Below are 19156 nucleotides of genomic sequence, written 5' to 3' on the forward strand. Positions count from 1 at the left end.
TAGCCAGCATAATGGTCCATGCTTTAAAGACACCGCGCTTCTCAGTCACTGCCAACGAATGCAGCAAGGCTAAACCGGCAAGCCAAGGCATCAGTGAGGCGTTTTCTACAGGATCCCAAAACCACCAGCCGCCCCAGCCAAGCTCATAATACGCCCACCAAGAGCCAAGTGCGATACCAACGGTCAAAAACCCCCAAGCCGCTAGCGCCCATGGACGCGACCAACGTGTCCATACTGCATCCAAACGCCCTTCCCACAATGCCGCCATACAAAAAGCAAATGGCACCGCTAAGCCCACATAACCCATATACAGCATCGGCGGATGAAAAATCAAACCAAAATCTTGTAGAAGAGGGTTTAAGTCAGCGCCATCTACGGGCAGATTGGGCAAGGTACGATCAAATGGCGACGAGGTAAAAATCAGCATCGCTAGCATCATGACCTGCACACCGGCCAATATCACGAGTACCCGCGCGCGCATCGACAACGGTAAGCCACGGCTAAAATAGGAGACCAGCGCGCACCACGTGGCCATGATGGTCATCCACAACAAGAGCGAGCCTTCGTGTCCGCCCCATGTCGCCGAGAGTTTATAGTACCAAGGCAACAAAGTATTAGAGTGCTGCGTGACATAGACGAGACTAAAGTCATTGAAATAAAAGCCTGCCATCAATGCAACAAATGAAAAAATCATGGCAGCAAACTGTGCCCACGCGAGACTGGGCGCGAGACGCTGCCAAGCAACGTGATCGCGCATGACGCCAACGGTTGGTAATACCACCTGCAAAATCGCCAATATAAAGGCGGCCAGCAAGGCAAAATAACCCAATTCTGTGATTAACATACGGTCTAACCCTGTTTACTCTAATATGATTTAAGCTCACTGTAACGGTTGGATTTTTATTATTGGAAACTATTGAAATTTACTGCTATCTCTAGCTCCAATTGTTTTCGAAGTGTTTTGAAAAGCGTGCCGAAAGTAATAGACAATCATAAATATACAACCATCTTTTGTTAGGTAAGAAGAATATTGAATTAGTTAACCGGACTTATAACAGCCTAATGCCATCTAAATAAGACCTAGACGATCACACCTGAAAGACAGGCGCGAATCCACCGCCTGGCGTACGGAAGTTAGTCACCTGACCTTGATACACACGCGCAGCAGGTAGTAACAGTTTTCCGCCATACGTATAAAGACGTATATCTACCTTTCTTGTTGTTACGATGTCATCAATTTTGAGTGATCTCTCTCCTGCAGGGACAAAGGTCTGTGCGATATAATCTTCATCCAGAATGTTTTCGAAGACGCGTCGAGTCAGTTTGCTACCGCGATAAACGCCTTTGCTTCCATGACCAGCAACTGGCTTAAAAAACAGTTGCCGCCGAGTAAGCCACAACTCTGCTGCATCGTCTCTTGATACAATCTTAGTCCTCGGTACAGACCTTTCGAGGCACTCCACTGCAGCCTCATCCAGACCCCAAGAGCGCAATATTTGGGAGTCTGATAGCAATGTCAGGTTTTGCTTATTGGCCAACATAGCATGTACGCGGGGATTGGGTGTCACTACCACAGCACCCTCTAAATAAGCCTGCTTAAGCAATACATGGTCAGGGTCCTCAAATGCAAAGTCGACAAGCCGATTGTAAATCATATCGATTTTCTGGCCATGGGCTGTTAACGTACCGTCGATATACTCGAGTTCAGAGGGATCAAGTATCACAGTATCAATACCTCTAGCTTGGAGCAGTTGACAGGCTAACTCAAACTCTAAGAACATGAACTGACTCTCGGGGTCATTGTCCACAATGGCTATCCGATTGGGCATAGCAACAGCGGACTGTCGCTGCCATTCCTGTTTGAACATGTCAAACACTGCTTCCTCGAACCTATCTAGCATTTGATTGGTTACAGCGCTTTGCTCTGAGGGGTTGCAACAGCGTTTTTGTGCGCGAGCGAGCAACACATTCAGAAATGCGCCACCGGCATTAGTATTGACCTCGATGAGCTGAGGTCCATCGCTACCCAAGTGAAAGTCATAACCCATGAGGGCCCCTATTGGGCCTGGGTCGAAAGCAGCTATTTCTGGTGCCCACGACAGCACTTGCTCTTGATACAATGGCATTTCGGCAGCTGACTCGATAGCCCTGACGATTCGCTCCATCGCCTCTATCTCTGTTTTGGGAACGAACACGGGTGTTGCTGAAAAAAGCTTATTAAGCTCGTTCGCTCCTATTGGATTGTTTCTAGTTTCTACCAATTGATCTTGAAGGCTTGTATTAAGCGCTTTACGATCAAGGGTAATGCAGTAGCACTCTTGGTTAAGTCGATTTGCAAGACCGTCATTTTTTTCGTTGTTATTAGTTGGGTGTTCCATTTAGAGTCCGTCGCTAAGTAGAGTACTCACGCTGACATACTCTAGTAAAAAGTAAAAAGTAAAAAGTAAAAAAGGTTCTTGGCGTGTTTAAGTAGTGCTAGCTACTTTCTAATGTTTCATTCCCTGAGACTAAATCATTATTTCGTTCATTTTTAATTAATATCTTTGCTAAGAGTAAACCCAGCTCAAATAATAGCCACATAGGAATCGCCAACAACAGCATTGATACACCATCAGGCGGTGTCACTACCGCGGCGATCCCAAAACAGCCGACTATGATATAACGACGCTTATCTTCTAAACTTTGAGTAGAAACGATTCCGGCCATTATCAGCAATAAGGTAACCACTGGAATCTCAAAAGTCAGTCCAAACACCATAAATAGCTTGAGGGCAAAGCTCAGATAACTGTCAATATCGGTCATTGGTATAACGTTCTGCGGAGCGAACATAATAAAAAATTTCAATACCCCTTTGAGTACGACAAAGTAGGAAAAAGCAACACCAGCATAAAATAGAAATATCGAAGATAGCAGTACAGGAATGGCAATTTTCTTCTCTTTTTTATATAAGCCGGAAGCTACAAATGACCAAATTTGATACAGGATATAAGGCATTGCTAAAAATGCGGCGACGAATATCGTTAAGCGAATGGGTGCCATAAAGTTTGACGTTATATCAGTGGCAATCATGGTCGAATTGATGGGTAACTGCGCCACTAATGGGTCTGATAAAAGATTATAAAGCTCGCGTGAAAATCCCACCAATACTAAGAATATAATTAAGACGACCACGCATATTCTTATTAAGTGCGTACGCAGCTCGATTAAATGTCCGGTAATAGGCATATCGCCAAGCGTACCTAACGTATCTCCAGACTCACTATTCTGTGTTGTATCTGTTGGCGCCTCAAACTCTATATCTGTTATTTTTTCTTGTCGACTTTTTTGCCGTTTAAATAGGCTCACTGATCCGCCTCCTGTTTAATGAACGAGGAGGTAGTATTCTGTTGATGGTCTTTATCATAAGGGGTGATTGACTGATGTGAAGCGTCTAGGCTTTGGTTCTGTGACTGCTCAAACTTTTGCATACTGCCACGCATTTCTGCTAATTCGCGCTTCATATCCGACTCGGTCTGACGGATTTTCGCAAGTTCATTTTGCATTTGTTGACGTGTTTCAGCTAGATCAAGCTCAGCTTCTATTTCAGATTGTAGAGTGGATACTGTACGGCGCAGTTTGGCATACCATTGCCCAGCGGTACGTGCGGCTTGCGGCAGTTTTTCTGGGCCCAATACGATTAAAGCAATGACGCCAAACAAGAGTAATTCGGAAAACCCAATATCAAACATAACAGTCACATATATTAATAGACTACTTAGTGCCGCTATTTATAAGCGGCGCGCTTCATACTTTAGGCTGGTCATCAGTGGAAATAGGGCTGATTTCCATATCATCAGCCTGATTACCTACACGCGTATTTAAATCATTACTTGCAGCTGGCGTACTATTTTCATGGCTAAGCACATGATTTTTGCGAGCATTCTCGGGTTCTTCATCTTTGACCGCTTCTTTAAAACCCTTCACCGCACCGCCTAAATCTTTACCTGCATTTTTAAGCTTGGCAGTACCAAATACGACCACCACTACGACCAATAAAATCAGCCAATGTGTAATAGAAAAGCTGCCCATAACGGTATCCTTATATTTTGTGATCTTGTTTAGACCAGTATGTGTCAGTGTGCTTTAGAACACTTTTTACCGTACCAGAATTATAGTTTCAAACGGCGCAATCGCAGCGCGTTAGCAATCACCGAGAATGACGACAAGCTCATCGCTGCCGCTGCTATCATCGGACTGAGCAGAAGCCCAAATATGGGATAGAGCACACCTGCGGCAATAGGAACACCAAGTGCATTGTAGATAAAGGCAAAAAACAGATTCTGTCTGATATTGCGCATGGTGGCGTGGCTAAGCTTATAAGCTTTGGCAATGCCCATTAAATCACCTTTTAGCAGGGTAATGCCCGCACTCTCCATCGCCACATCGGTACCGGTTCCCATAGCGATACCAACATTAGCTTGCGCTAGCGCTGGTGCGTCGTTGATACCATCACCCGCCATAGCGACCAATTTACCGCTGTCTTGCATTTCTTTGACGATACGGTTTTTATCCTCTGGTGAGACATCCGCATGAACTTCATCAATACCTAGTTTATTGGCGACTGCCTGCGCGGTTTTTTCGTTGTCACCGGTTAGCATCACAACTTTTAAACCTGCGTCATGAAGCAGTGAAATAGCCTCTTTAGTGCTTGGTTTAATAGGGTCAGCAACTGAAATAATACCAGCAGCTTTACCGTCTATAGCCACAAACATTACCGTTTCACCGTCTTTTCTACGGACATCAGCTTTAGTGGACAGCTCATTATCAAAACTATTTAGGCTTTCCATAAGCTTAGAGTTACCAATAGCGACTTTCTTACCATCGACCACGGCTTGTACGCCTTCGCCAGTAGTCGAATTAAAGTCAGTAGCTTTAGGAATAATGAGTGATCTTTCTTGAGCTGCTCTAACGATAGCTTCTGCTAAAGGATGCTCGCTAGCGCTTTCTACTGAGGCTACCAATGCGAGGAACTCGTCTTCATCTTGACCTACCTGCGCATCAATTGCGGTAAGCTCGGGCTTACCAGCGGTCAGTGTTCCGGTCTTGTCGACGACAATGGTATCGACTTTTTCCATACTCTCTAACGCTTCAGCATTTTTGATGAGGACGCCGTTTTGCGCGCCTTTGCCGGTACCAACCATAATGGACATCGGCGTCGCTAGACCAAGGGCACAAGGACAAGCAATAATCAGTACCGCAATCGCGTTAACCAAAGCATAGGTCATAGCGGGCTCAGGGCCGAATATCGCCCAGACAATAAAGGTTATGATAGAGGTGACAATAACAATAGGTACGAACCAACCCGCCACTTGATCTACCAATTTCTGTATAGGTGCGCGGCTACGCTGGGCTTCAGCAACCATTTGTACAATTTTAGATAATACTGAATCTGCTCCAACATTGACCGCTTCGACCAATAGCGTTCCGGTGCCATTTACCGTACCACCAGTCACTGTATCTCCTGCTACTTTTGATACAGGGATTGGCTCACCCGTCACCATTGATTCATCAACATTACTATTACCATCGATCACTGTACCATCTACGGGTAGTTTCTCACCTGGTTTAACCCGTAGCTTATCGCCAGTGACGACCTCATCAAGCGAGACTTCGACTTCTTCACCGTTTTCATCGACACGTCTTGCGGTTGGTGGTGCGAGCTCAAGCAAAGCTCTAATCGCACCTGAAGTTTGACTTCTAGCTTTGAGCTCTAATACTTGACCCAGTAGCACCAAGGTCACAATGACCGCTGCCGCTTCATAGTAGACTCCGACTTGACCAGAGGCATCTCTGAAACTGTCTGGGAAAATATCGGGAAAAAAGGTCGCGACAATACTAAAAATATAAGCAGCGCCTACGCCTATCGCAATCAAGGTAAACATATTTAGATTGCGGCTTTTTATAGACTGCCAGCCACGGACGAAAAACGGGGCGGCGCCCCAAAGCACTACAGGGGTCGCGAGCACTAACTCAGCCCATTGTAAGATCTTTGAAGAGATACCATACTGACTAAAATTAACTACGTTTAAGTCAAACATACCGCTCATCACATATATTAATAGCGGTACAGTCAACACGGTACATATCCAAAAACGACGAGTCATGTCGTCAAGCTCTGAGGTGTCCTCTTCACCGATAGTAAGCGTTTCGGGCTCAAGCGCCATACCACATATCGGACAACCGCTATTTCTAACGTCTCTCACTTCAGGATGCATAGGACAGGTATATACCGTGCCATCGTAATCAGCAGGTACTTTATCGTATTTACCGCCTTTAACAGATTTTACTCCGCTACTATCAGTATCCTTTCCATGACAACTGGCGTGACTATCATCTTTAGCAACTTCGTCTTCAGGTTTAAGAAACATGCCACATATTGGGCAGTCACTTTTTTCAACATCTCTTACTTCTGGATGCATAGGACAAATATAGACCGTACCGCTATAATTTTCCGGTATCTTGTCGTACTTATCGTCTTCGACAGAATTTACCTCATTACTATTATTAGCATCCGCTCCATGACAATGCGCATGACTATCTTCATGGTTGTTGGATTCAGCAACCTCGTCTTCAGGTTTAAGAAACATGCCGCATATCGGACAATCGCTCTTTTCAGTATCTCTAACCTCAGGATGCATCGGGCAGATATAAACCGTACCACTATAATTTTCTGGTACTTTATCGTACTGACCACCTTTGATAGATTTTTCATCGGCAATATGTTTCATAAAATCACTCCTTGAAGACAATAAATAAAGCTTTTAAAGCACAATCATCAACCTTTAATTGCTATTCATCTAATTACTAATCTAGATATCTCGAAAATTAAGTTTCAATTGGAACTTAATCTTTATTACGCAAATATTTGAGTAAGGCCATAATAGTCAATATCAGTACCGCAAAAACCAGTACTGTAAACAATAAGGAGACAATAGATTCTCCCCAACCCATACCGTGCATCGATCCATTCATCATGCCGTGCATAGTCCCGTTCATCATACCGTGCATCATAATAACCATTACAAGGACTCCTTATTTGTTATTTCCTTAGTATAAGTAATGATATAGTGCTAGTGTGTGAACGTACACCTCTCAATAGTCTGCTTACTTAATAACACCTAATACAAAGTGCTCAAAATTTGTGACTGCCTATTCCAACTCATCAATAAGCGCTTGCATCTCACCGATTTCACGCTTTTGTGCTTCGATAATGTCATCAGCAAGCTGGCGTACACGTGGATCTTCGATATCAGCACGCGAACTGGTCAAAATAGCAATCGAGTGATGCGGTATCATCGCCTGCATCCAATCCACTTGATCGACCGTTTGTTGTGATCTAACGCCCCATAAACCAAAGGCAAATAGCACGACACTAATCCCATAAACCATTAGATTGACCTTAGTCTTTTTATACATATTAGTCATAAAGGCGAGCATAATAATAGCCATCATAGCGCCCATATATAACGCCATATAAGCTCTGGTTTCGCTAAAATAAACGTGATCCCATTGATAAGTATTAAAATACATCATGATAAACATCACCACTGTCGATGTTAAAATCATGATTGTGAACTTTACATAAGGGTTCATTTGCTTCTGTTTATTATCCATATGGTTATTCATATTCTTGTCCTTAATTTAGTAAAAAGGCACCTAAATAAAGAGGTGCCTTTTTTTAGAGCTAGTGTTATAAACTGTTGTTACTTACATGGTTAACACTAGAACCAAAACATCACACCAGCAGTCAGACTATTAGAATCAACGTCTTCGTCCTCTTGACGACGTAAGTCTCGCGCATCACCCAAGGCGCTCTTGTAGCTGAAACCAACATAAGGCGCGAGCTGACGACTGAATGTCTCATAAGCCAGCCTAACTTCAGCTTCAAACTCATTAAATCCTTTAGTAATACCGTTATCGGTATCATCTTTACTAAAGGCAGTCAGCTCCAGCTCTGGTCTGACCACCCAACGCTGATCTAAGCGCCACTCGTACGCTGTCCCAAGATCAAGCTGGACTTGACCATCAGTATATAGATAAGCTCTTGCGTCAGTCTCAACGAAGTACGGCGCCGTACCAACAATGCCTGCCATGATTGCGGACTTATCGTTTTCAGTATTATAAGCAATACCCGCTTCTCCATTCCAGAAGATACCGAGCGGCTTCCAATAAGCGAGTGAGGTTAAGCTATCAATTTCTTTATCATCGTTAGTTTGAGCACTACCTTCACTGCGTAGAGTGACACGATTACTATCAGTACCGTACCACGTATCAAACTCAAAATCGATTTGGTCATTCTCAAACTGATAGCCCAAAGTTTCTACTGACACACCCCATAACGGTAAGCTACCCATCATCACAGGCTTACCAAAGCGACCATAGGGAACACCGTTCGAGTAGTCAGGGCTTCGAGCATCGGCTGGTGCTTCGCCACCTTGCATTCCTGACATGTCCATACTGCCATGATCCATGCCCGACATATCCATGCCACTATGATCCATACCTGACATATCGCCCGACATATCCATGCCACTATGATCCATACCTGACATATCGCCCGACATATCCATGCCACTATGATCCATATCTGACATGTCACCTGACATATCCATACCACTATGATCCATATCCGACATATCCATGCCACTATGGTCCATATCTGACATATCGCCTGACATATCCATGCTGCTGTGATCCATATCTGACATATCCATACCAGACATGTCCATACTGCCATGATCCATGTTCGACATCTCAGCAGCGTTTGCTAAAGGTGACATTAGTAGCATCAAAGATGACATGCCAATAAACGGTAGACCTACTTTATATATTTTCATAATAAGGCTCATATTCGAAGGTTTATTAAACAACGGCAACTTCTCTAAACATCCCTGCTTCCATGTGATAGAGCAAGTGGCAATGCCATGCCCATCTGCCAGCTTCTCCGGTGACATCAAAGCTTATCTTTTGTGCAGGCTGTACCATTATCGTATGCTTACGTACTTGAAACTCACCGTTAGGCATCCGCAGATCGCTCCACATACCATGCAAATGCATGGGATGATTCATCATGGTGTCATTGACTAAGGTAATACGTACGCGCTCGTTGGGCTTAATATTGACCGGTGCGGCATCTTTGAACATAACCCCGTCTAGAGCCCAAATATAGCGCTCCATGTTTCCCGTCAGATGTATTTCAATCTCTCTGGTGGGTTTGCGCTGCTCTGCCATTATCTCATCGCCGACAGAGCGCAACTGACTATAATTCAAAACCTTTCTATCAATGTTACGTAGATTAATACCAGGGTCATCAAGGTTCATACGCGGACTATCAACGCGCATATCGGACTTAAAGTCATATTCTGTTTTGGCATGTTTAGCGTTATAGCCATTCGATCCCATGGCGCCCATCATGTCGGCCATCGTCAGCCATTCGATTTTGTCCATAGCAGGTATCGCAGGACGAGCACCTTTTTTGGTAGCAAGCGTTGTCGCAACATAGCCTGACCGATCTATGTTTTGAGCAAATATGGTATGCGCGTCTTTAGTGGGCGTCACGATGACATCATAAGTCTCGGCCACCCCAATACGGAAATCATCGATATCGACGGGACTGACATCAATCCCATCCGTCGCGACGACTTTCATTTTTAGGCCGGGGATGCGTACATCAAATATCGTCTGCGCTGAACCATTAATAAAACGTAGTTTGACAGGCTGTCCAGCCTTGACAAGTTGCGTCCAGTTAGCCGCTGTGGTTTTACCATTCATCAGATAGGTAAAGGTTTTTTCACCAGACAGATCAGTAAAGTCTGTCGGCATCATCCGCATCTGATTCCACGTTTTGCGCTTATCAAAAGCCGCCTCAAGATCCGTAGCGGCAATATCGGACAATAGCTTTTTAAAGTCTGGCAGATGATAATTATCAAAGTCAGCACGCTGCTTAAGTAGTTTTAGCAGATTATGCGGATCGCGATGCGTCCAATCACTAAGCAGGATAACGTGATCTTCCTCGATAGGATAGCGTTCGCGCCCTTTAGGTTCAATCACAATAGCCCCGCGCATACCGGTCTGCTCTTGGAAGCCAGTATGCGAGTGATACCAATAAGTGCCTGACTGTATCAGTTTAAATTTGTACGTGAAGGTGCTACCCGCAGGAATACCATCAAAGCTGATACCCGGTACGCCATCCATCTCAAACGGCACTAAGAGGCCATGCCAGTGAATAGAGGTCGACTCATTCAGCTGATTATGGACTCGAATGGTGACCGTATCGCCTTCTTGCATCTTAAGCGTTGGCGCTGGTAATGAGTCATTAATGAGCGTCGCCGTGCTTGACTTGCCATCAACAATGATGGGTTTTTTGCTGACATAAAGATCAAACTCTTTGCCTGTCAGTATGGGTACTTTATGATCGGGTTTATCACTGTTAATGACGGCATTTTTTTGATTTGCACCCAACGCACTATTGGCAATGGTTGGTAACGTCGATAGCATAGACGCGCCAAGTAGCGTAGATGACCCTGTCAAAAAACGTCGACGGTTCAGCATGTTTTTATTATTCATAATGATGACCTAATTTAATTTGAGAGATGGTGGTTAAGCTTATAGTTATAATATTTCGATATTTAATAGAATCTACTCGCATCTAAGCCAACACTACAGCTGCTGCTGAGGAGACTCAATAGCAGCATAGACTTCTGTGGTGCCGTCTTTATTAAGCTGCATTACCTTATAAGGCATGAATTTACCTTCATACTCCATACCGGGGCTACCAACCGGCATACTCGGTACGGCAAGTCCAATAGCTTGTGCAGGAGGATTTGCTAAGAATTCAGCCATGTGTTTAGCAGGGACATGCCCTTCAAAGACAAAACCGTCGGTGGTAACGGTGGTATGACAAGAGCGCATTTGCTGTGGTACGCCATAACGCTCCTTAAATAAGGATAGATCTTCCACATCGTGCGTGGTTGCACTTAATCCATTGTTTTTTGCATAGCCTACCCATTCTTTACAGCAGCCGCAGTTGGCATCTTTATAAACCGTGGCTGAGACGTTTTTGAGTAATGATGACGAGCTGTTAACGGGAGCATTTGTAGGAGCAGAACTTTCATTTTGTACTTGTGCATTCTGGGTAGCAGACTGTTCAACCTTTACTGGTTGAGAATCAGAGCCACTGGTATTAGATTGGCTGCAAGCGGCTAGCGTTAACGAGAGTGACGATGTCACCACCAATAAAAGGACACGACCGGATAACCAGCTATGTCCATTAGAAAGCACATGTGTGTAATGTCTCATTAAATTACTCCTAAACGTCTATTGTTATGCTCGATATTCTAAAAACTTACACCCTATATTTGAATTCTTATGTACTTAACTAAAAACATTAAATGCAGCACTGTTCAGTACTGCATTATTAATAGCGACAACCGTGAGTTAGGAGGCTTTCATATCTAGAAAGTATTAATGCTGCATTCCAGATCCATCATCCGACATATTCATACCCATATCACCACCATCTGACATATTCATATCACCATCAAATGACATGTCCATCATATCGCCATCTATCCTAGTGGTTAGCATCGTGTACTGAGCTTCATCTAATTCAGGTAACGATCTAATAAAAGCAACCATTGCCCACATTCTATCGTCGTCATGAGAAGCACCCCATGCTGGCATTCCAGATGCCATAATACCGTGCTTGATTGCCCAAAAGCCTTGCTTTGCACCGTCTTCTGTTTGATAACGTTTGACAATATCAGCCTTGGTAAAGTTGGGCGGCTTTGGATATAAGCTCTCACTAAAGTCAGTTTGTGCCACTCCCGGAGACAAGTGACAGCCTGCACACATATCCTTATAGTCCGCGCCCCCAGAGCTGATATCGACCTTCTCTAAGTCTGGTACCACAATATCTTTACTGGCATTTTCTATGGAACGATTGCGAGCAGTTTCTAAAAAGCTAAACATCATTGGGCTATGCTCTTGGTCAGCTCCCACATTGACAACGCCACTAGTAACAACCGCAAACACGCCAACGATTGCCACAAATACGGTAAAGAGCGCACCCAATAAAAATTTCATATGTTTTCCTAAAACTTTATTTTCGTTAAGTGTTGACTGCTATTTAACAGAGCTAAAATTTTTAAGATTTACTGTCGTTAGTAACGCAGTGTTTTTGGTACATTTGCTTCATTTTACCCATGTTAGCCATCATTGCTTTCATAGCAGGATCGCTCATGTCCATCTTGCTATGATCCATTTTTTGCATCATTTGCATATGCTTTTGCATTTTTTCACAGTTCATTTGATCTTTTTCAGCATGCATTTTAGGGTCATGCGCCATAGCTGAGGTCGATACGACAAGAGCGATGGCCGTCATTGCGATTGATTTAGACAGTAATTTAAATTGTGACATGATTAATTCCTATTGTTTGGATTAAAGGTTATTGAGTTCAATAGTTGTTAAACCAGCCTAAATGATACATTAATCATTCTGACTGGTAGATGACGATAAGATTACAATTCTGTCATTCTCACCGCTTTAGATTTTAATGCGCGATATATTCATTTAATATGGCTTCAGCATTTCTATCACGATCGCTACCATATTTTTTTACAAAATACTTTTCAGATTGCAAATGTTGATCTTGATGTTGAACCTGACAAGCCACTCTGGCGTCGACATAACTTTTCTTTTGCTCTTTGGACATTTGTGCATCATTATGATCTGCGTTTCTTGCAAAACTAGTGAGCGCATCACAATTACCGAGAACAGAAGCATCTAAGTTTGTGGTATGCGCATTGGCCGCTGACATGCCCACTAACATCGATACTGAAAGCAAAGCTGCTTTTTTTAATGAACTATAATTTTTCATATAAGACCCTTTAAAGATAAATAACAAACTGTTTAAGTAGGATAATTGCTTTACTCGTAGAGGCAGTCTGTATCAGAGACAAGCCAATATGCGGCGTTGATTTAGAATACTAAATGGTGGCTGACAGCTAGATGACACGGATATTACATGTTCGTTAGGAACAGCATAATATTGTCATCTTCTTGTCATTAAAACCAAATACCAGCATCTGTCTCTATCCAAAGAACACTGTTATAACAAGGGTTCCTGATAAATATATGGCTGATAAGCTAACAATGTTAGTGATACGCTGTTGACAACTATAATGATATAAAGGTAAGCAACGATGAAAGTACTGTTAGTAGAAGATGAGAAAAACCTTGGAGAATATATTAAGAAAGGCTTAACTGAGGCCGGTTTCATCGTGGATCATCACATGACAGGTTTAGATGGCTATCATGCGTTAATGACTGAAGATTTTAGTGTGGTTTTGATGGATGTCATGCTACCTGACGTCAGTGGCTTTGAGTTGGTACAGCGCTACCGAGCTGCTGGAAAGCATACGCCAGTTTTATTTTTAACGGCTAAAGATGATTTAAGCGATCGGATCAAAGGTATTGAAATTGGTGGCGATGATTATCTGACCAAGCCTTTTGCTTTTGCTGAACTGATTGTTAGAATAAAAAGCCTATTGCGCCGTGCCAATCAATCTGATTATAAAAGCTCGGTCATACACATAGCTGATCTGAAAATGGATATTGCTAAACGCACTGTATATAGAGGCGATACCAACATAAAATTGACTGCTAAAGAATTTGCTTTATTACAACTTTTCTTAGAACGTCAAGGTGAGGTACTGCCACGCACTGTGATTGCCTCACAAGTATGGGACATAAATTTTGACAGTGATACAAATGTCATTGACGTGGCTATAAGGCGCTTGCGGGTAAAAATTGATGATGGATTTGATATAAAGCTGATTCATACGGTACGCGGAATGGGCTACAAGTTAGAGCCACTAGCTGTCGACGTGGATAGTGGCATGGGCGACGATAGTATTAATAAAGACAGTCTGACATCAAATGAGACATAAATCTAAGAATCGGCGTTGGTCACTGTTATGGCGAACTGTTTTTTTACTGACAATATTTGTTGTTATCTCTCAAGTTATTATTTATATATGGGTTCAGCGCTCTGTTAACGAGCACTTTGAGCAAATGGACTCAGAGATTATTACCCATGCAGCTTTTAACCTGCGTAAACGCATGGTGAATTTTAACGATCACATAGAACCTTTTACAGTGTCAAAGTCGCAAGCGCTAATTGATGCCAATCATCTACATTCTTCTTGGCTGGATTATGATTTAAAAACGTTAATATCAGACAAAAACGGCAATTTATTGTCCAGCGATCCCAGTAATTTCATCAATGATCTACCGGCAGATTTTAGCTTGTTACAACTATTGCAGGACTATCGCGATCAGCAGTTTATGATCAAGATAAATAATAGGCATTACCGAGCCATTATCATTACACATCAAGAGGTTTTGGCATTTATTGCTCTACCTATCAATGTGCATCATCAATATCTTATCCAGTTTAATCGCCAGCTGAGCTTGATACTTATCGCCATTACCTTATTATTGGTTTCAGTAGCAGCACTAAGTGTACACTGGGGTTTTGCTCCCCTAGCTACTATCGTACAAAAGATGAAAGGCATTAATCTTCAAAGGTTAGATGAAAGAATTGTGGTTGGCGATATGCCGTTAGAATTACGTCCACTAACGGAGTCTTATAATTCTATGATGGTCAAGCTTGAAAGTAACTTTGAATCATTATCACGGTTTTCAGACAATATCGCGCATGAGCTACGCACGCCAATAGCGACGCTGAGTACGCAAACGCAAGTCATGTTAACTAAGCCAAGAGAAAGCGACGAATACATTGAGCAATTGCATCATCAGCATGATACGTTAAAGCAGTTATCCGCCATGATTAACGATATGTTATTACTGGCAAAAACTCAAAAAGAGCTGAGTGATTCGCAAATCAGTCATGTCGATATAGAGAGCTTGATCACAAAGCTTATAGATTATTATGAGATGATTGCTGAGGATCGTGAGATAATCTTTGAAAAATCGGGTGATTTTAAAACAGTACTAGGTGATAAAGGCTTATTGCAACGGCTGTTTGCCAACCTGATGTCAAATGCGATTTATTATGCGGCTAGTAATAGCACTATTATGATATCCGCTACTGTCCTCACTTCAAGCACCTCGCTTAATGCGCCAAAAGACGATATTCAATCCCCAGAGCAGCTCTGGTTAAGAATAACTATGACCAACCGTCTAGACAAACCATTAAATCAGATTGAAGCCGATAAACTGTTTGAGCGATTCTATCGTCATGATAAAACGAATACGATGCATTCAGGAACAGGCTTAGGCTTAGGCTTATCTATTGTGCAAGCTATCGCCAATGCTCATAATGGCAAAGTTAGTATTACTATCAAAGATGAGTGTCTTTTTGAGGTTGCTGTAAAGTTGTTGATTGCCAGGTAGTAAATACCTTCATACTGTCTATGAACCGCTCAGATTAGATCGAAGGCGAGTTTACTTGGAAGGTCTCTCTATCCATAAGATGAGATTCTGACTTGCGATAGTTGTACTTTTCAATTGTTGGACAAAAAATTTCTTATATAAGCCTATTTCATACATTCTATTACCAATAATTATGATGCCTTTATGATGATTCATCCTCAGTATGATCCCGTAGCGCTTTCCTTGGGTCCATTGGAAGTGCACTGGTATGGGCTAATGTATTTGCTAGCCTTTGCTGCCGCTTACGGTTTGGCTTGGTATCGCAGTACCAAACGCGACAATTGGACCACCGACATGGTCTCTGACTTAGTCTTTTATGGCGCGCTTGGTGTCATCTTAGGCGGTCGTATTGGCTATGTGCTGTTTTATCAGTTCGGTGAATTACTCCAAAACCCTGCCTATATATTAAAAGTCTGGGAAGGCGGTATGTCTTTCCACGGCGGCTTTATCGGCGTCATGCTAGGTATGTGGTTCTTTGCCCGTAAATATAAAAAGACTACCTTTCAAGTATTCGATTTTATCGTTCCTTGTGTACCAACCGGCTTACTGTTTGGGCGTATCGGCAACTATATCAATGGCGAATTATGGGGTCGCGTCTCAGACGGTGGCTATAACTGGCTGACCTACTTTCCGCAAGCCGCGGCGTTTGATATGGAGCAATTACAGAGCAATCCACAATTGCAAGAATTGATGATTGAAGTCAATGGTCAATACATATTGCCTCGTCATCCATCACAGCTATATGAAGCCTTTGCCGAAGGTCTGCTGCTATTTATATTCTTATGGTGGTATTCATCAAAACCACGTCCACGTATGGCCGCCTCCGCTGTATTCTTACTAGGCTATGGCATCAGCCGCTTTATCATTGAATTCTTCCGCCAGCCAGATGCTGACCAAGGATTCATATTATTAGGTTGGATGACCAAAGGGCAAATCTTAAGCGCGCCGATGATTATCGCCGGCTTAATCATGCTGATTTATGCTTACAAACGCGGTATTTATGATTGGGGTAAGCAGTCTGCATATTAGAAATAAGTGTCGAGGTGCATGAACAAATAAATATAAATGCAGTTCTAACAAGATACATTCCATTTGCAGAATTAATACCTATGTTAGTACAAGGATTTTTATTCCTAAACCTAATTTTTTCATCAGATAGTGGAACTTCAAAAGCTAAAAATAAATTTGGATATGTAACTTTTTATGTCAATGTAACCTATTTTAGATGTTATCTGTCTTTAAAATAACCAATTTCTTAGAAATTAATACAAGGAACTACATGATGTATCGCAACAATTACGTAAGATTACATAGTTCCTTAGCGAATTAAAATTCATATTGACACTATAAATTAGTATATTATTTTAATAATTGGTTAAACCCTATATAGCATAATTACTTCACCCACTAAAAAAACGTTTGAGGATTAAATCTAAATTAAGGATTTAATCCTCAAACGTTTTTTTCTGCTTATCAAACAGGAGATATTGTTGTCAGGTTGGTCAGCTATATTCTATAAATGTTACACGAAATTACATTATAAAATAGGTATTTTTTATCATTTTATAAGCTTAAAAAGAGCTTTTATCAGATTTTTATTAGTGATGACATGCTTTACAGCCTATGCTAAAGTCCGATTTGTGTTTTGGCTAACAGTTTGATTTCCAATAAATTTATAAGGTTTTAGCGAAATCGTTGATAATGCCGGCCGCCTATGGAATAAGGGTTTGCAGCATAATTATTAGTCACCACAATGTGTATATTCTTGAGTTGTTGAGATTTAATTGACTGCTCTGTTATGGGCAACAGACCATTTTGAATTAACCGTAGGTATTAGATTTATGAAACAGGCCTTATTGATTTTGTCAGTACTGGGTATGGGCATAGCACAAACGAGTACTGCTGCTGTAACGACCTTTCAAACAAGTAATAATATAACCAATATTTCTGCGGCATCAAACTACAGTTCGTCAAAAAATATTTATAGCACCAAAAGTGGTGCTTATGTTTCTAGCAATGATGAAATCAGTCAAGCAATTAGCAACTTAAGTGCGCAGGCTCAACAAAAAGAGAAACAGCTTTCGTTATCAAGTAGCCGCTTATATGCTGAAAGACAACAGCAGCAAGTCAATACTATCCCTGATAGCAATTCAGCACCCGCTATCGCTGCTGCTCGCGCTTCACGAGTGGCTCTATCTAGCAGCTCTGGATACTGTGCCCGTTACGTACGTAAAGCACTACAATCAGCTGGTTATGAGTTCACTCCAAATCCTTCAGCCTATCAGTACGCTACTCGTGGCACACTTGAGAAAGCAGGTTTCAGCAAAATCAGCAATGATATGCCAACCCAAGTAGGTGATGTTATTGTCTATGATCGCTCATCAAAGCGTCCACATGGCCATATTCAAATTTTCGATGGTACAGATTGGATTTCTGACTTCCGTCAGAACAGTATCAGCCCATACAGTGGTGTCTATGCTTATACGACATGGCGTGATTCAAAATATGTGGATGACGCATCCGCATCAGATCGTAATATCTACCTTGCTATGAATGATAAATAAGACCTGAGAAGTCAGCACAACATATTTATTGCTTTACTCCAACCCAGTAGTGATCTTACTATAGTCTAATCTAAATAAAAACGATACAATCCTATTAACAATTGCATTTGATGAAATAAACGATGACTTATTCGATAGACTATCGCAAACAGGTACTTTCTAGCATCGCTAATGGTATGACCATACGAGAAGCTTCCCTGTTTTATGGACTTAGTACCAGCACCATTCACAGCTGGCAGCAGAAGTTAGTCCCTAAAACAACCAGAAATAAAGCACCAACTAAAATACCTGATGACGCATTGATTGAAGACGTAAAAAGATACCCAGATGATTATAACTACGAAAGAGCACGTCGCTTAAACTGTAGTAAAACGGGCATCTTCAATGCTCTAAAGCGACTTGGTATCAGTCAAAAAAAAGACCTTGGAGCACCCAAAAGCGTGTCCAATCAAAAGAGCGGAATATCAGAGTAAGCTTAATAGTTTTATTCAGCAAGGCTATCCCATTGTCTATATGGATGAAAGCGGCTTTGAGGCTGAAACCATTCGTTCTCATGGCTATGCACCGATTGGTAAACCTTGCATCGATAGCTACAACTGGCAAGCAAAAAAACGTACCAATGTCATCGGAGCTCTCTATGAAAAGATGCTATTTGCCCTAGATTACTTTGAGCAGAACATTAATGGTGACATATTCTACCACTGGTGCAAACACACGTTAATTCCAAGCCTTAAAACGAAGTGTGTGATCGTTATGGATAATGCTCGTTTTCATAAGAATAAACGTATCCAGAAGCTACTGAACAGACATGGCCATCGTATCCTTTGGCTACCACCATATAGTCCTGACCTAAATCCTATCGAGAAAAAATGGGCACAGGCTAAGTTTCTGCGCCAAGGGTGGATGGAGAATAATCTACCTAAACTGTTTCATGATATGGGCTGTATCGATTTTATAGTGAACTGACTATATCATTGCTGGGTTTTTTTGTGCTTAACATCAGGGTGTATTTAACCTTTCATGATTTGATCAGTCAGAAATAGACACTACTGATATCATTACTCATTACAAGAATTATCGGCAAGCGCGTTTAAGA

Annotated in this window: 20 protein-coding genes; 6 read left to right on the forward strand and 14 right to left on the reverse strand. The window is 42.1% G+C overall.

Going from position 1 to position 19156, the window contains the following annotated elements:
- The 14 genes from JMW90_RS12690 to JMW90_RS12755 form a co-directional block, all read right to left on the reverse strand.
- Nucleotides 1-844 (reverse strand): heme lyase CcmF/NrfE family subunit (locus tag JMW90_RS12690; RefSeq protein ID WP_201564640.1); only part of this gene is annotated, 844 nt, incomplete at its 3' end.
- 244 nt (nucleotides 845-1088) lie between these two features.
- A complete protein-coding gene (locus tag JMW90_RS12695; RefSeq protein WP_265089245.1) occupies nucleotides 1089-2105 on the reverse strand; it encodes an ATP-grasp domain-containing protein in 1017 nt (338 codons plus the stop codon).
- Nucleotides 2106-2475: 370 nt separating this feature from the next.
- Nucleotides 2476-3345: a twin-arginine translocase subunit TatC gene (gene tatC, locus JMW90_RS12700; RefSeq protein WP_068037325.1), complete on the reverse strand. Its 870-nt coding sequence runs from the start codon at nucleotides 3343-3345 to the stop codon at nucleotides 2476-2478.
- Nucleotides 3342-3728 (reverse strand): Sec-independent protein translocase protein TatB, encoded by a 387-nt coding sequence (gene tatB / locus JMW90_RS12705; RefSeq protein ID WP_036599454.1) that lies wholly within the window; start codon nucleotides 3726-3728, stop codon nucleotides 3342-3344. Before tatB ends, tatC begins: the two co-directional genes overlap by 4 nt.
- Before the next feature lie 55 nt (nucleotides 3729-3783).
- Nucleotides 3784-4068: a Sec-independent protein translocase subunit TatA gene (gene tatA / locus JMW90_RS12710; protein ID WP_011959992.1), complete on the reverse strand. Its 285-nt coding sequence runs from the start codon at nucleotides 4066-4068 to the stop codon at nucleotides 3784-3786.
- A gap of 80 nt (nucleotides 4069-4148) precedes the next feature.
- On the reverse strand, nucleotides 4149-6767 hold the full coding sequence (locus JMW90_RS12715) for a copper-transporting P-type ATPase (RefSeq protein WP_201532480.1): 2619 nt from the start codon (nucleotides 6765-6767) through the stop codon (nucleotides 4149-4151).
- A 115-nt stretch (nucleotides 6768-6882) separates the two neighbouring features.
- Nucleotides 6883-7038 carry a hypothetical protein gene (locus JMW90_RS12720; RefSeq protein WP_201555241.1) on the reverse strand — a complete coding sequence of 52 codons (156 nt, stop codon included), beginning with the start codon at nucleotides 7036-7038 and terminating at the stop codon, nucleotides 6883-6885.
- A 150-nt stretch (nucleotides 7039-7188) separates the two neighbouring features.
- The gene (locus JMW90_RS12725) at nucleotides 7189-7665 is read right to left on the reverse strand and encodes a DUF305 domain-containing protein (RefSeq protein ID WP_037059145.1); all 477 of its coding nucleotides are present in this window, start codon (nucleotides 7663-7665) and stop codon (nucleotides 7189-7191) included.
- 95 nt (nucleotides 7666-7760) lie between these two features.
- Nucleotides 7761-8876, reverse strand: coding sequence for a copper resistance protein B (locus JMW90_RS12730; RefSeq protein ID WP_201564642.1), 1116 nt, complete (start codon nucleotides 8874-8876; stop codon nucleotides 7761-7763).
- A gap of 25 nt (nucleotides 8877-8901) precedes the next feature.
- Entirely contained in the window at nucleotides 8902-10605 is a 1704-nt protein-coding gene (locus JMW90_RS12735) for a copper resistance system multicopper oxidase (protein ID WP_201564643.1), read from the reverse strand.
- Between the two features lie 93 nt (nucleotides 10606-10698).
- On the reverse strand, nucleotides 10699-11337 hold the full coding sequence (locus tag JMW90_RS12740) for a DUF411 domain-containing protein (RefSeq protein ID WP_011959987.1): 639 nt from the start codon (nucleotides 11335-11337) through the stop codon (nucleotides 10699-10701).
- Nucleotides 11338-11502: 165 nt separating this feature from the next.
- On the reverse strand, nucleotides 11503-12123 hold the full coding sequence (locus JMW90_RS12745; protein ID WP_201532483.1) for a c-type cytochrome: 621 nt from the start codon (nucleotides 12121-12123) through the stop codon (nucleotides 11503-11505).
- Nucleotides 12124-12184: 61 nt separating this feature from the next.
- Complete coding sequence (locus tag JMW90_RS12750) at nucleotides 12185-12457, reverse strand: hypothetical protein (RefSeq protein ID WP_201564644.1); 273 nt, start codon at nucleotides 12455-12457, stop codon at nucleotides 12185-12187.
- 133 nt (nucleotides 12458-12590) lie between these two features.
- Nucleotides 12591-12917: a hypothetical protein gene (locus JMW90_RS12755; protein ID WP_011959984.1), complete on the reverse strand. Its 327-nt coding sequence runs from the start codon at nucleotides 12915-12917 to the stop codon at nucleotides 12591-12593.
- Between the two features lie 325 nt (nucleotides 12918-13242).
- On the opposite strand from JMW90_RS12755, the gene JMW90_RS12760 reads away from it, so the two are divergent.
- The 6 genes from JMW90_RS12760 (at nucleotide 13243) to JMW90_RS12780 (ending at nucleotide 19026) form a co-directional block, all read left to right on the forward strand.
- Entirely contained in the window at nucleotides 13243-13989 is a 747-nt protein-coding gene (locus tag JMW90_RS12760; protein WP_201564646.1) for a heavy metal response regulator transcription factor, read from the forward strand.
- Nucleotides 13979-15457 carry an ATP-binding protein gene (locus JMW90_RS12765; protein ID WP_201564648.1) on the forward strand — a complete coding sequence of 493 codons (1479 nt, stop codon included), beginning with the start codon at nucleotides 13979-13981 and terminating at the stop codon, nucleotides 15455-15457. The genes JMW90_RS12760 and JMW90_RS12765 overlap by 11 nt, the downstream gene beginning before the upstream one ends.
- Before the next feature lie 183 nt (nucleotides 15458-15640).
- Complete coding sequence (gene lgt / locus JMW90_RS12770; protein WP_011959981.1) at nucleotides 15641-16525, forward strand: prolipoprotein diacylglyceryl transferase; 885 nt, start codon at nucleotides 15641-15643, stop codon at nucleotides 16523-16525.
- A gap of 812 nt (nucleotides 16526-17337) precedes the next feature.
- Nucleotides 17338-18060 carry a CHAP domain-containing protein gene (locus JMW90_RS12775; RefSeq protein WP_045448103.1) on the forward strand — a complete coding sequence of 241 codons (723 nt, stop codon included), beginning with the start codon at nucleotides 17338-17340 and terminating at the stop codon, nucleotides 18058-18060.
- Nucleotides 18061-18182: 122 nt separating this feature from the next.
- Nucleotides 18183-18533 carry an IS630 transposase-related protein gene (locus JMW90_RS13815; protein WP_227691968.1) on the forward strand — a complete coding sequence of 117 codons (351 nt, stop codon included), beginning with the start codon at nucleotides 18183-18185 and terminating at the stop codon, nucleotides 18531-18533.
- Complete coding sequence (locus JMW90_RS12780) at nucleotides 18484-19026, forward strand: IS630 family transposase (protein WP_265089246.1); 543 nt, start codon at nucleotides 18484-18486, stop codon at nucleotides 19024-19026. The genes JMW90_RS13815 and JMW90_RS12780 overlap by 50 nt, the downstream gene beginning before the upstream one ends.
- Nucleotides 19027-19156: the final 130 nt, after the last annotated feature.

Source organism: Psychrobacter glacincola (assembly GCF_904846215.1).
Taxonomy (GTDB): Bacteria; Pseudomonadota; Gammaproteobacteria; order Pseudomonadales; family Moraxellaceae; genus Psychrobacter; species Psychrobacter glacincola.